We start from the raw sequence: 12,288 nt of genomic DNA on the forward strand, positions 1-12,288 counted from the left end.
GAGAAGACCAGGACACCAGGACCTCATGACCCCCGCGAGCTCCCCCACGCCCCCCGCCGAGGACCGTCCCGCCACCGAACGCATCCTCGTCGTCGACGACGAACCCGCGGTACGGGAAGCCCTCCAGCGCAGCCTCGCCTTCGAGGGGTACGCAACGGAGGTCGCCGCCGACGGCATCGAGGCCCTGGAGAAGACGTCCTCGTACGCACCCGACCTGATCGTCCTGGACATCCAGATGCCCCGCATGGACGGCCTGACCGCGGCCCGCCGCCTGCGCCACGGCGGTGACACGACGCCCATCCTGATGCTGACCGCGCGCGACACGGTCGGCGACCGGGTGTCCGGGCTCGACGCGGGCGCCGACGACTACCTCGTGAAGCCCTTCGAACTCGACGAACTCTTCGCCCGCGTCCGGGCGTTGCTCCGCCGCAGCTCGTACGCGGCGGCAGCGGGCCTGCCGCCCACCCCCGGCGACGTCCTGATCTTCGCGGACCTGCGCATGGACATGGTGACCCGTGAGGTCACCAGGGGCGGGCGTCAAGTGGACCTCACCCGAACCGAGTTCACCCTGCTGGAGATGTTCCTCTCGCACCCCCGTCAGGTCCTCACCAGGGAGCAGATCCTCAAGTCCGTCTGGGGCTTCGACTTCGAGCCGTCGTCCAACTCGCTGGACGTGTACGTGATGTACCTGCGCCGCAAGACGGAAGCGGGCGGCGAACCGCGCCTGGTGCACACCGTGCGGGGCGTCGGGTACGTCCTGCGGTCCGACCAGTGACCGGGCGGGCGGACGGGGCCGCCGCGAACGGGCCGGGGTCCGTACCGCCGGGTGGGCCACTGGGCCGGTTCCGGCGGTTGCCGTTGCGTTCACGGCTGGCGCTGCTGGTGACCACGGCGGTGGCCCTCGCCGTCGCCGCAGCGTCGGTGACGTGCTGGTTCGTGACGCGGGACACCCTGGTGAACTCGCTGGACACGGCGCTGAGCAGCAACCACCCCCAGGACAGCGACGTCGTCCGGCAGATCGACATCGACGCGGTCGCGGGCCAGGCGCGGTGCGTGCGCCAGATTCCCGGCCGCGACAACCCCGACCTGTTCGACCAGACCATCCAGATCGTCGCCAAGAACGGCACGAAGTGCGTCATCTGGGGGCGGCAGTCCGTCGACGTCCGCGCGGAGGACATCGCCGTCGCCGAGCGCCAGACCACCGACGCCTTCCACAACACGGTCGCCGCCAACGGCAAGAAGTACCGGGTCTACACGTACCCGCTGCGGGGCTACCCCCAGCTGTCGCTCGCCGTCTCCGTGGCCCGCCCCCTCGGCGAGGTGGACAGCACCCTTGACGACCTCGCCCTGATCCTCGCCTTCGTCGCCGGTATCGGTGTCCTCCTCGCGGGCGGCGCCGGCCTCTGGGTCGCCCGCAGCGGGCTGCGCCCCGTGGACCGGCTGACCGGCGCCGTCGAGCACGTGGCCCGCACCGAGGACCTGAGCCTGCGCATTCCCGTCGAGGGCGACGACGAGATCGCCCGGCTCTCCGCCTCCTTCAACGCCATGACCGCCGCACTCGCCTCCTCCCGCGACCTCCAGTCGCAGCTGATCGCCGACGCGGGCCACGAACTGCGCACCCCGCTCACCTCCCTCCGTACCAACATCGAGCTCCTCTCCCGCAGCGAGGACACCGGGCGCGCCCTCCCTCCCGCCGACCGCAAGGCCCTCCTCACCTCGGTCAAGGCACAAATGACGGAACTCGCCGCCCTCATCGGTGACTTGCAGGAACTGGCCAGGCCGGAGGCCGCTCCGGGACACTCCTCGCCCAAGGTCGTCGGCCTGCACGACCTCACCCGCACCGCGCTCGACCGCGCCCGCCTGCGCGGCCCCGAGCTCACCTTCACCACGTCGCTGGCGCCCTGGTACGTACGGGCCGAACCGGCCGCCCTGGAGCGCGCCCTCGTCAACGTCCTCGACAACGCGGTCAAGTTCAGCGCGCCGGGCGGCACCGTGGACGTCCGCCTCCATCTCGGGACGCTCACCGTCCGCGACCACGGACCCGGCATCCCGCCCGCCGATCTCCCCCACGTCTTCGAACGCTTCTGGCGCTCGCCCTCCGCCCGCGCCCTCCCCGGCTCCGGCCTCGGACTGTCGATCGTCGCCCGCACGGTCCGCGAGGCGGGAGGCGACGTCGCACTCCGTCCCCCGGAGGACGGAGGCCCCGGCACGGAAGCGGTGATCCGCCTGCCGGGCGCGCCGACACCTCCGCCGTCGGAGGTTCCGTGAGCTGAGGGGGCACGCGTCGGAGCCGCCCCTGCCGGGAACCGGCCGACGGCCCGGACGCACCGGTTCACCCGCCGCGCCGGTCTACCTGCCGCGCCCCCTACGACGCGAGCGGCGGCGGCCCGGGGTGGCACCCACGTCGGTCCCGCCCCGCCGCAGCCGCATCTCCCGTCGGATACGGGCGGCCTTGCCGCGTACGGCCCTCGGGGACGGCCCGCATGCGGGGTCCGAACAGCCGGGACGCCCGCACCCGCCGTGCTCCCCGGTCGCACACCGCACCGGCGCCGTGCTCCGGCAGGGCCGGCACAGCCCGCCCGGCAGCTCCTCGGGCCGCCCCGCCGCGCCGCAGCCGACGCACTCCGTCATGGCCACGCCGAGGGGAACGGGCGGGAGTTCGGGCGGCAGCTTGGAGAGCAGGCGCGACTGTACGAAGCCGAAGGGGTGGGTGATGCGCGCAGGCAGCAACAGCGTCAGCGCGTACACGAGTTGCGTCTCGCTCGCTCCGCGCCGGAACCACTCCCCCGCCGTCTCCGCCAGTGCGTAACACTCGCCCTCCGACAGCGCCAGCTGCGGCTCGCGCCGCCCGAGCCGGGCCAGCGCACGGAAGCCTCGCCCCTCGTGCCCGCCCCCACCCTGGGGCTCGCCCGGCTCGGGGTCCGCGTACCCGGACGAGGGCACGCTGTCGGTGAAGACGTCGTGCCACCAGGCAGCGGGCCTGGGCGTACGGCTGAAATAGGACTCGGTGACGTACCGGACGTTGCCCTGGTCGTCCATGAGGCCCGTGCGGCGGCGGCGCAAGTGGCCTGCTTCGGTGAGGCGGTTGAGGGCGGTGCCGATGGCGCACTGGCCGTAGTCGGCCATTTCGCGGGCGAGGGTCTTGATGCTGATGTCGGCACCCTCGGGGAGCCGGTCGATGTACTGGGCGATGGCCGCTTCACGCCTGGGCAGGTGTGCGAAATCGCCCTTGCAGCGCGGTTGTTGGTCGGGGGCCGCGCGCTTGCCGAAGCCGGGGGAGGCCATGGGGTGGGCGGGGGCATGGGGGGTACGACTAAGCTGGCCAACAGCCATGAGATCGGGCCTAACGATCGAAGTGGCGAGGCCTCTGCGTGGTGCTGCTAACACCCGCAGGGGCCGCTTCGTTGTGACGGACCGTACATGGTCGCCACGCACTGCCGCCACTCGGTCACGAAAAGTCACCCCCGGTGCTGAGGCGCTGAGTTGGCAGCGGCGCGACGTTCACGCGCGAGGATGCGTCCGCGCGAAGGGCGGGTGGGTGGGTAGGTTCCCACCGGCCTCTTCCGAGTAAAGACCGCTCGATTCTCAGACCTCGAAGCTCAAGCGCTCCATGCCTGTTCAAGTGCCTTTGGGTTGAGCGGACCTCGACGCTTCCGGGGTCGGGTGGAGGGTCGGCAGCAGCGCCCGGCAGGCCGGGCAGCGGCTCGTACCGTCCGTCCACAGGACGATCTTCTGGCACGTGGGGCACAGGATCGCAGAGCCCCCGTCCTCGGCGCTCAACTCTGTTCCGCCGTCCGGCTGTGCTCCAGCAGAGAGCGCTGATGCCTCCGCACGTCGGCCTCAAGGGCCAGGAGCAGATTGAGCCTCCGGGCCAGGTGGAGACAGTCCACGGCGCTCAGCCGGCCGAGGTCGAGCGGGACCCCCGGTTCGTCGAGGCACAGGGTGAGGTGTGGGAGGAGGGTGCCTGCCTTCACCATGGCGGCGAAGAGTTCGTTGAAGGCGATGGTGGCGGTCTGGTTCTGCCTCTCCACAGCGGTGTCGCGTGGGGGTGTGGTGGGGATTCGGGGCTCGATGTTCATGCCTCTGCTTCCAGCTCGCGCAGTGGAACTGCGTTGTTCTTCCTCCAGGTTGGCGACGTTTGGTTACGATCGGTAGGAGTTCGCTACCGGAGCGCAATCGAGGTACTGGGCATATGCCAAGGGCGCGAGAGCCAGACCCCAGCGAGAACATCGAGCAGTACATCGGCAACGTGGTCCAGGAAGCGCGGCTGGCCAGGGCACGGGCCAGGATCCCGGGCGAGGACTGGTCGCAGACGTTCCTCGCGAAACGGGTCTTCACCAGTCAGTCCCGGATTTCGGAGGTGGAGACGGGAGACGCGCCGCCGGACACGGAGCTGGCGCGGAAGCTGGAAGCCGTGCTGGAGCTGCGCCGTGATCAACTGGTGAATCTGGTCCGGATTCTGGAGCAGGCCACGTACGTGGGTTATGCGAAACCATTCCTGCGCAGACAGCAGGAAGCGGTGATGATCCATGCCTGCGGTCACATCGTCCCTGGCCTCCTCCAGACAGCGGACTACACGCGCGAGTTGATCCTGACGGCGAATGCAGGAAGCCTTGAACAGGTCGACCGCACGATTGAGCAGCGAAGGTCGCGCCAGGCGGTATGGGAACGTGAGGACCCACCGTGGATGTCTCTCATCCTTGCCGAATCAGCCCTGTACGGGGCCACCGAGCCACAGCTCGCTCGGCTCGTGGAGGCCCATGAATCCCCCAATATCAACTTGCGTGTGCTTCCGAGCCGAGCGGGACACATCGTGGGAACCATGTCGATCCTCACCCTCCCCAACGGCACCCGAGGCGCATACACCGAGGGCTTCAACACCGGCTCATACAGCGAGGAAGTGGCCCAGGTCCTTTGGTACCAAAAGGTCTATGATCGCCTCGCCGCCCGCGCGTTGGCGGTCGAGGAATCAGCAACGGCAATCCAAAAAGCCCTGAAGAGGTTCCATTGAGTAACGAGACCCTGAACTGGCGCAAGTCCTCCCACAGCGGTCCGGTCGCTGACGACTGCGTCGAGGTCGCCGACAACATCCCCGGCCTTACCCACCTCCGCGACACCAAGCTCGCCGACACCGGCCCCGTCATCAGCGTCACCGACCACGCCTGGAACACGTTCCTGTCCCTGCTCAAATAGCGCCGCGCTCGCCCGTGGGTGAATTCGTCGACGTGAAGATCACCTTCACGAACGACGGTAGCGATCGCCTCAACGTGTTGTTCGAGCCGGCCGGCATGGAGCACGACATTCCACCGGGCGACCACATCGTGGTGGACTGGCCGGTTCCCGAGAACGAAGCCCTTGAGGGGAGTATCGACCACACGCCGCCCGGCCTCGTCCTCATGCCGCCGTCCTACCTGCCGTTGCCGTCCTGGGACTCCGCAGGCAAGGAGCTCGACGTCTGAGGCGCGGCCCTCCCCGTGATCCACCCGTAGTCCGAAACGTCCCTGGCCCCCCGGGGTGGACGCGCAGCGAACCACGCTCTCCCGACCTGGCGACGACCCGGCCCGGAGCCGCAAGAAGAGCCGGACCGGCCGTTCGAGGCCCCCACACGTCAACGAGACGATGCGTCTTGCGGAAGGCATCGGCGTGCGTTAACGTCATCGTGACGAGACGATACGTCTCGCCTCGCGGTCGCCGTCCACGAAAGGGCTCCACTTGACCCCAGCAGCATGCGTCACCTCTCAGTCGCAGCTCGCCGCCCTCGACCTCACCAAGCGCTATGCCGACCAACTGGTTCTGGATCGCGCCTCCTTCACCGTCCGCCCCGGCGAGAAGGTCGGCGTCGTCGGCGAGAACGGGTCCGGCAAGTCCACCCTCCTCCGCCTCCTCGCCGGGGAGGAGCAGCCCGACAACGGCACCCTCACCGTCGTCGCTCCCGGCGGCACAGCTCACCTCTCACAGACCCTCGACCTGCCTGGTACCGCCACCGTCGGCGACGCGGTCGACCTCGCGCTGGCGGAGCTGCGGGACCTGCAGCGGCGTATCTCCCGCGCCGAGGCGCGGCTCACCGAAGGCGATCTCGACGAGTACGGTGCGCTGCTCACCGCCTACGAGGCGCGCGGCGGCGCCGATGCCGACCGGCTCGTCGACATCACCCTGCGCGAGCTGGGCGAAGTCGAGGCGCTGGAGCGGAACCGGCCGCTCGGCACGCTCTCCGGCGGACAGCGCTCCCGGCTCGCCCTGGCCGCCGCCCTGGCCTCCGGCGCGGAGCTGCTCCTGCTGGACGAGCCCACCAACGACCTTGACGACGTCGCGGTCCGCTGGCTGGAGGACCGGCTGCGGGCACACCCCGGAACCGTCGTCGCCGTGACGCACGACCGGGCGTTCCTGGAGCGGGTCACCTCGACCGTCCTGGAAGTGGACGGCGACACGCACACCGTGCACCGGTACGGGGACGGCTACGGGGGATTCCTCGTGTCGAAGGCCGCCGCACGAACACGGTGGGCCCGCGAACACGCGGAGTGGAAAGAGGAGTTGGCGAGGCACGCCGCTCTGGCCGAGTCGAACGGCGGGGCCATGGCGGCGATCCCCCGCAAACTCCCGCGCGGCTTCAGCGGCGCCGGGGCATTCCGCGCCCGCTCCCGTACGCACGGTGCGGCGGTCCGCGTCCGCAACGCCCGCGAACAGGTGCAACGGCTGACCGCGCACCCCGTACCGCCGCCGCCGGAACCGCTGCGGTTCACCGCGCGGATCACGTCGGAAGCGGCGGAGGCTGTGGAGCTGAGCGACGTACATGTGGCGGGGCGGCTGCACCTGCCCGGCACGGTGACGCTGGAGCCGGGGGCTCGACTGCTCCTCACCGGGCCGAACGGTGCGGGCAAGTCAACGCTGATGGACGTCCTGGCCGGGCGGATCGCGCCCGACACCGGGGACGTCGTCCGCCCCGCCCGTATCGGGCACCTTCGCCAGGACACCCCGCCCGGGGACAGCCGTACCGTCCGCAGCGCGCTGGGCGAGGAACGCGTACAGCTTCTGCTGGAACACGGGCTGCTGCGGGGCGCGGACGTGAACCGACGACTCGCCGCCCTCTCCGTCGGGCAGCGGCGCAAACTGGCTCGCCGGGCCCGTCGACCTGCTCCTCCTCGACGAGCCGACGAACCACTTCTCCCCCGCCCTGGTGGAGGAGCTGGAGGCGGCCCTCGCGACGTACCCCGGCACGTTGGTCGTCGCGTCGCACGACCGTCTGCTGCGGGAGCGGTTCGCGGGCGGCGAGCGGTTGGAGCTGGCCGGGTGAGCCCGGCCCACCACCCCGCACGCGTCAGGGGCGGCACCCGGGAGATCCCGGGCACCGCCCCTCGGTAACCGCTCAAATCCGCCGCCGTACCTCCGCCGCGAACTGCTCCGCACCGCCCTTCGCCAGCCGATCGAGCAGCCCGAGCAGGGTGTCCCGCAGGTAGTTCGGGTAGAGGACACAGGTGTCGAGAACGATGCGCTGCACGATGATCCCTGTGGTCAGTTGTCGTACAGCCCGGATTCCTCGGTCAGTTCAACAAGTCTGTCCAGGCCGCTGCGCCTCTCGGACCGACGTAGGTCCCGGTAGGCGAGCACATCGGAAAGCAGCACGCGACGGTGACGTCCGGGGCGACTGAACGGGAGCTTCCCCTCGTCGAGGATCTTCACGAAGGTTGGACGGCTGACCCCGAGGAGGTCCGCCGCCTCCTGAGTGGTCAGTGTCGTGTTCACGGGGGCGACGGTGACCGCCTTGCCCTCGGACAGCGCGCGGACGGCGGCGAGGAGGATTTCGTACACCTCGACGGGCAGGGTGTGCGCCGTACCGTCCGGGCCGCGCAACACCGCCGGCTCGGCCGCATGCGGCGTGCGGTCGAGAAACGCGCGCAGCTCCGCAATCTCCGCCCGGTGCTCGGGCATGAGTGTCCTGTCCTCTGCTGTGCTGTGCATGACGGCTCTCCCTTGTACAGGGTCTCAAGAGTACTCGGAAACGAAAGAAACGAAAGGACTCGCCATCCGGGCACCCGGGCAGAGGGCGGTGAACGGCGAAGGGGCGGCACCCGGGAGATCCCGGGCACCGCCCCTGACGCGTCGACGTGCCGACGTACTACTTCACGATCGTGATCCGGTCCGCCGCCGGCGGGGCGAGCGGGTTGGTGGGGCTGGAGTTCGCGGCCAGGTAGGCGTTGAAGACGTCCAGGTCGGAGGCCGCGTTGAGCTTGTTCTTGCCGAGGGCGAGGGCGGGGAAGTTGTCGCCGCCGCCGGCCAGGAACTCGTTCATGGCGACGCGGTAGGTCCTGACCGGGTCGATCGCCTCACCGTTGAGCCTGATGGTGGCGGCGTCGACGCGGTCCGCGCCGCTCTTGGTGAGGTCGAGGGTGTAGGTGAGGCCCCTGGAGATCTGGAGGATCTTCGGGGACTCCTCGTTCTTGCCGCTGACCTGCTGCTTCAGTGCGGCGATGAGGTCCGCGCCGGTCAGGTCGACGACATTCATGAGGTTGGTGAAGGGCTGGACGGTGAAGGCCTCGCCGTAGGTGACGACGCCGTCCCCTTCCGTGCCGGACGCCTTGTACACGAGGTCGGAGCGGATGCCGCCCGGGTTCATGAGGGCGAGCTGGGCGCCGCCCTTGTCGGCGGGGGCCAGGCCGGTGAGCTGGGCGTCCGCGATCAGGTTGCCGAGCGGCTTCTCGTACCCCGTGGCCCCGCGGCCGTTGATGTCGGCGGAGATGTAGCCCTGCGGCCGATTGGCGATGGGCGCGGCGAGGGTGTTCCAGCGGTTGATCAGCTGCGTCATGTCCGCGGCCTTGGGCTGGTCACGGGTGACGACGTAGTTCTTCGAGGTCGCCGACTTGGCCGTCGTACGGACGATGTCCTTGGTACGGCGGTCGTAGGTGAGCGTGGTGTCCGTGTACGCCTTGCCGAAGGACGACGCGGAGGTCACCAGGCGGGGCTTGCCGGACGGGTCCGGGACGGTGCAGACGTACGCCTGGTGGGTGTGACCGGTGACCATGGCGTCGACCTTCGGGCTGATGCCCTTGGCTATCTCGACGATCGGCCCGGAGATGCCGTCGCCGGCACCGGGGCTGTCGCAGTTGTAGTTGTACGAGGAGGAGGCCGGGGCGCCGCCCTCGTGGATGAGCGCGACGATGGACTTCACGCCCAGCCGGTCGAGCTCCTTGGCGTACTTGTTGACCGTCTCGATCTCGTCGTGGAATTTCAGTCCCTTGACGCCCGCGGCAGTGACGATGCCCGGGGTGTTCTCCAGGGTCACGCCGATGAAGCCGATCCTCACGCCGTCCTTCTTCCAGACGGTGTACGGCTTCAGGAGCGGCTTGCCGGTCTTCTCCTTGGTGACGTTGGCCGCCAGGTAGGGGAACTCGGCGCCCTTGAACTTCTTCGGCTTGCCCTTGGCGTCCTTTTCGAAGCAGCCCTCGGTGGGGTGGCAGCCGCCGTTCTGTATCCGCAGGAGTTCCGCGGCGCCCTCGTCGAACTCGTGGTTGCCGACGGACGACACGTCCAGCTTCATCTTGTTGAGCGCTTCGACGGTCGGCTCGTCGTGGAAGAGCCCCGAGAGCATGGGGCTGCCGCCGATCATGTCTCCCGCGGCGGCCGTGATCGAGTACTTGTTGCCCTTGCGCGCCTCGCGGAGGCTGGTTGCCAGGTACTCGGCGCCACCGGCCGGTATCGCCTTCACCGTGCCGTCGGGCTGCGTCTCGTTGACCATGCCGGCGGAACCGGCCGGGGGTTCCAGGTTGCCGTGCAGGTCGTTGAAGGAGAGGAGCTGCACGTCGACGGTACGGCCGTGGCCGGAACCTTGGCCGCCGCCCTTGCCGTTGCCGGTCGGGCCGTTGGCTGCGGCGGGCACGGCGGCGATGAGTGCGCCGGCGGTGGTCAACCCGGCGGCGGCGACCAGAAGGCGCCGTACCGCACGGTTCGGGCGAGGGTTCGCTGACATCTGTCCCCTTGTGAGTTCAGCGTGAGGGTGAGGGCTGCGTTCGGCAGCCTAAAGTCAACGCGCGTAGCGCGACAGGGGGTAAGGGGTTACGAGGTGGTTTCCGTCGGCGGTACGTCAGGGTTTGAACAACAGTCACCCGTTTGGCTGAAGGTGGACGAATATCACGCCTGCGGCATATGTGGGGGGCAAGGCTGTGTGCGTGAACGAGAAGATCGCGGCTGAGGCCGCCGCCGTTGTCCCCGCCCAGGCTTCCGGCCTGCCGCCGGGCTTCCACGAGATGGTCGACGACCTGAAGTCGATCGTGCGGGGTGCGCATGTGCGAGCGCAGCTCAAGGTGAACACCGAGATGATCCGGATGTACTGGGAGATCGGGCGCACGATCCTGGAGAAGCAGGGCGAGGAACGCTGGGGAACGAAGGTCATCGACCGCATCGCGACGGAACTGCGGACGGAGTTTCCGGGCCAGCGGGGGTTCAGTTCACGCAACGTCAGGTACATGCAGCAGTTCGCTCGAACATGGGTCGAACAAATTGGGCAACAGCTTGTTGCCCAATTGCCCTGGGGGCACATCATCGCCCTCAGGTGAGCCACTGCGAGACCCACGCCGAGCAGGAGTTCTACGCCCGCCGCGCCATCCAGTACGGCTGGTCCCGCAGTGTCCTGGACCTCCAGATCAAGCAACGCCTGCACGAGCGCGAGGGTGCCGCCCTCAACAACTTCACGCTCACCGTCCCGGACGACTCCGACGTCCTCCTGGAGATCACCCGGGACCCGTACCTCTTCGACTTCACCAGCCTCAACGGCAACACCTCCGAGCGCAGCCTTGAGGACGCGCTCGTGGCCCGGATGGTCCTCTTCCTCACCGAACTCGGCACCGGATTCGCCTTCGTCGGCCGCCAGTACCCGCTGCGCGTCGGAAACTCGGACTTCCGGCTGGACCTGCTCTTCTACCATGTGCGGCTGCACCGCTTCGTGATCATCGAGCTCAAGACCGGCCGGGCCGAGCCCGAGCACTACGGCAAGCTGAACTTCTACCTGGCCGTTGCCGACGATCTCGTACGGAACAAGGAACTGGACGGCCCCACCATCGGCCTGCTCGTCGCGGCCAACCGTGACGGCGAGGTGGCCCGGTACGCCTTGGAGCGGAGCGGCAGTCCGATGGCCGTCGCCACCTGGACCGGCCTGGACCGAGAGGCGCAGGAATCGCTCCCGGCCGCCGACGACCTGGCCCGCGTCGCGGACGACGTGCTCCGGGACTACGCGGCGAGCTGAGCACCCGAACCACGCCTCCGTCCGCCCCTCCGCCGTACCCTCGACTCCATGACCAGCGACGCATCCCTCCCCACTCCCACCCGCCGCCTCGCGACTCTCGACGCCCTCACCGAGGAGCAGGCCGCGCGAGTGCTCGCCCTCCTCGCCGACGCGGCCCGCTCCGACGGTGTGCAGGCGGTCTCCGAGCAGGGGCGGCTCCAGTTGCGCGGCGGCCGGCGGGAGGGTGTACGGCACTTCCTGCTCACCGCCCCGGACAGCGACCCCGGCTCGGGCGCCCTCCTCGGGTACGCCCAGCTCGAAGACACGGACCCCGTCGAAGCCCCGGCCGCCGAACTCGTCGTCCACCCCGAGCAGCGGAGCAAGGGGCACGGGCGGGCGCTCGGGGAGGCCCTCCTCGCCGCGTCCGGGCGGCGCCTGCGGGTCTGGGCGCACGGCGGGAAGCCGGCCGCGCGGCACCTCGCGCAGGTGCTGGCCCTGAAGATGTTCCGCGAACTGAGGCAACTGCGACGGCCGTTGAGCCCGCTGGACATCCCCGAGCCGACGTACCCGGCGGGCGTCACGGTCCGCACCTTCGTGCCCGGCCAGGACGACGCCGCGTGGCTGGCGGTGAACGCCGCCGCGTTCGCCCACCACCCCGAGCAGGGGTCGCTGACGCAGCGGGACCTGGACGACCGGATGGGCGAGGAGTGGTTCGACCCGAAGGGCTTCTTCCTCGCGGAGTCCGAGAAGGACGGGCGGATCGTCGGATTCCACTGGACCAAGGTGCACCGCGAGGAGCAGCTCGGCGAGGTGTACGTGGTCGGGATCGCGCCGGACGCCCAGGGCGGCGGACTGGGCAAGGCGCTGACCGCGACCGGGCTGCGGCACCTCGCGGCGGAGGGACTGCCGACGGCCTCGCTGTACGTGGACGCGGACAACGTCGCGGCGGTCACCGTGTACGAGCGGCTCGGGTTCACCACGTACGAAACGGACCTGATGTACCGAACCGAGTCGTAACGCCCGGTAGCCGGCCTTTGCCGCCCTGGCCGGATGGCTGGCGTTCGGGGCCCTGCGCA

13 protein-coding genes and 1 pseudogene are annotated in these 12,288 nt (G+C 69.6%); 9 read left to right on the forward strand and 5 right to left on the reverse strand.

Annotated elements, in window-relative coordinates:
* Window positions 1-25: 25 nt before the first annotated feature.
* Together HNQ79_RS10900 and HNQ79_RS10905 are read left to right on the forward strand one after the other, a co-directional pair.
* Window positions 26-775: a response regulator transcription factor gene (locus HNQ79_RS10900; protein ID WP_185029491.1), complete on the forward strand. Its 750-nt coding sequence runs from the start codon at window positions 26-28 to the stop codon at window positions 773-775.
* Between the two features lie 77 nt (window positions 776-852).
* Window positions 853-2,268: a HAMP domain-containing sensor histidine kinase gene (locus HNQ79_RS10905; protein WP_373312557.1), complete on the forward strand. Its 1,416-nt coding sequence runs from the start codon at window positions 853-855 to the stop codon at window positions 2,266-2,268.
* Between the two features lie 81 nt (window positions 2,269-2,349).
* Here the strand turns inward: HNQ79_RS10905 and HNQ79_RS10910 are convergent, their stop codons facing one another.
* Both HNQ79_RS10910 and HNQ79_RS10915 read right to left on the reverse strand, forming a co-directional pair.
* Window positions 2,350-3,333 carry a hypothetical protein gene (locus HNQ79_RS10910; RefSeq protein ID WP_185029492.1) on the reverse strand — a complete coding sequence of 328 codons (984 nt, stop codon included), beginning with the start codon at window positions 3,331-3,333 and terminating at the stop codon, window positions 2,350-2,352.
* A gap of 443 nt (window positions 3,334-3,776) precedes the next feature.
* Window positions 3,777-4,079, reverse strand: a complete 303-nt coding sequence (locus tag HNQ79_RS10915; RefSeq protein WP_185029494.1) for a hypothetical protein — start codon at window positions 4,077-4,079, stop codon at window positions 3,777-3,779.
* Between the two features lie 170 nt (window positions 4,080-4,249).
* Here HNQ79_RS10915 and HNQ79_RS10920 point away from each other — a divergent pair, with 170 nt between their 5' ends.
* The 4 genes and pseudogenes from HNQ79_RS10920 to HNQ79_RS10935 all read left to right on the forward strand — a co-directional run bounded on the left by HNQ79_RS10920 (window position 4,250) and on the right by HNQ79_RS10935 (window position 7,291).
* Complete coding sequence (locus HNQ79_RS10920; RefSeq protein ID WP_185029496.1) at window positions 4,250-5,011, forward strand: helix-turn-helix domain-containing protein; 762 nt, start codon at window positions 4,250-4,252, stop codon at window positions 5,009-5,011.
* Window positions 5,008-5,193: a DUF397 domain-containing protein gene (locus HNQ79_RS10925; RefSeq protein ID WP_185029498.1), complete on the forward strand. Its 186-nt coding sequence runs from the start codon at window positions 5,008-5,010 to the stop codon at window positions 5,191-5,193. The genes HNQ79_RS10920 and HNQ79_RS10925 overlap by 4 nt, the downstream gene beginning before the upstream one ends.
* A gap of 32 nt (window positions 5,194-5,225) precedes the next feature.
* A complete protein-coding gene (locus HNQ79_RS10930; protein WP_185029500.1) occupies window positions 5,226-5,459 on the forward strand; it encodes a hypothetical protein in 234 nt (77 codons plus the stop codon).
* A gap of 253 nt (window positions 5,460-5,712) precedes the next feature.
* Window positions 5,713-7,291 (forward strand): annotated as a pseudogene (locus HNQ79_RS10935) (ABC-F family ATP-binding cassette domain-containing protein).
* 72 nt (window positions 7,292-7,363) lie between these two features.
* Here the strand turns inward: HNQ79_RS10935 and HNQ79_RS33660 are convergent.
* The 3 genes from HNQ79_RS33660 to HNQ79_RS10950 form a co-directional block, all read right to left on the reverse strand.
* Complete coding sequence (locus HNQ79_RS33660; RefSeq protein WP_260421563.1) at window positions 7,364-7,495, reverse strand: hypothetical protein; 132 nt, start codon at window positions 7,493-7,495, stop codon at window positions 7,364-7,366.
* Between the two features lie 14 nt (window positions 7,496-7,509).
* A complete protein-coding gene (locus tag HNQ79_RS10945; protein ID WP_185029502.1) occupies window positions 7,510-7,956 on the reverse strand; it encodes a helix-turn-helix domain-containing protein in 447 nt (148 codons plus the stop codon).
* Between the two features lie 157 nt (window positions 7,957-8,113).
* On the reverse strand, window positions 8,114-9,961 hold the full coding sequence (locus tag HNQ79_RS10950) for a bifunctional metallophosphatase/5'-nucleotidase (RefSeq protein WP_185029504.1): 1,848 nt from the start codon (window positions 9,959-9,961) through the stop codon (window positions 8,114-8,116).
* Between the two features lie 199 nt (window positions 9,962-10,160).
* Here HNQ79_RS10950 and HNQ79_RS34490 point away from each other — a divergent pair, with 199 nt between their 5' ends.
* Genes HNQ79_RS34490 through mshD form a run of 3 tightly spaced genes read left to right on the forward strand, consistent with a single transcriptional unit; the run spans window position 10,161 to window position 12,229 of the window.
* Window positions 10,161-10,547 carry a DUF1016 N-terminal domain-containing protein gene (locus HNQ79_RS34490; protein ID WP_229923512.1) on the forward strand — a complete coding sequence of 129 codons (387 nt, stop codon included), beginning with the start codon at window positions 10,161-10,163 and terminating at the stop codon, window positions 10,545-10,547.
* Complete coding sequence (locus HNQ79_RS10955; RefSeq protein ID WP_229923511.1) at window positions 10,544-11,233, forward strand: PDDEXK nuclease domain-containing protein; 690 nt, start codon at window positions 10,544-10,546, stop codon at window positions 11,231-11,233. The genes HNQ79_RS34490 and HNQ79_RS10955 overlap by 4 nt, the downstream gene beginning before the upstream one ends.
* Window positions 11,234-11,281: 48 nt before the next feature.
* Entirely contained in the window at window positions 11,282-12,229 is a 948-nt protein-coding gene (mshD, locus tag HNQ79_RS10960) for a mycothiol synthase (RefSeq protein ID WP_185029506.1), read from the forward strand.
* Window positions 12,230-12,288 lie beyond the last annotated feature (59 nt).

Origin of the sequence: Streptomyces candidus (assembly GCF_014207445.1) — a bacterium.
Lineage (GTDB): Bacteria > Actinomycetota > Actinomycetes > Streptomycetales > Streptomycetaceae > Streptomyces > Streptomyces candidus.

Coding starts and splice junctions, on each gene's coding strand:
- HNQ79_RS10915 (WP_185029494.1), bottom strand. CDS start 4,079: ATGAACATCGAGCCCCGAATCCCCACCACACCCCCACGCGACACCGCT.
- mshD (WP_185029506.1), top strand. CDS start 11,282: ATGACCAGCGACGCATCCCTCCCCACTCCCACCCGCCGCCTCGCGACT.
- HNQ79_RS10945 (WP_185029502.1), bottom strand. CDS start 7,956: ATGCACAGCACAGCAGAGGACAGGACACTCATGCCCGAGCACCGGGCG.
- HNQ79_RS10910 (WP_185029492.1), bottom strand. CDS start 3,333: ATGGCTGTTGGCCAGCTTAGTCGTACCCCCCATGCCCCCGCCCACCCC.
- HNQ79_RS10900 (WP_185029491.1), top strand. CDS start 26: ATGACCCCCGCGAGCTCCCCCACGCCCCCCGCCGAGGACCGTCCCGCC.
- HNQ79_RS10950 (WP_185029504.1), bottom strand. CDS start 9,961: ATGTCAGCGAACCCTCGCCCGAACCGTGCGGTACGGCGCCTTCTGGTC.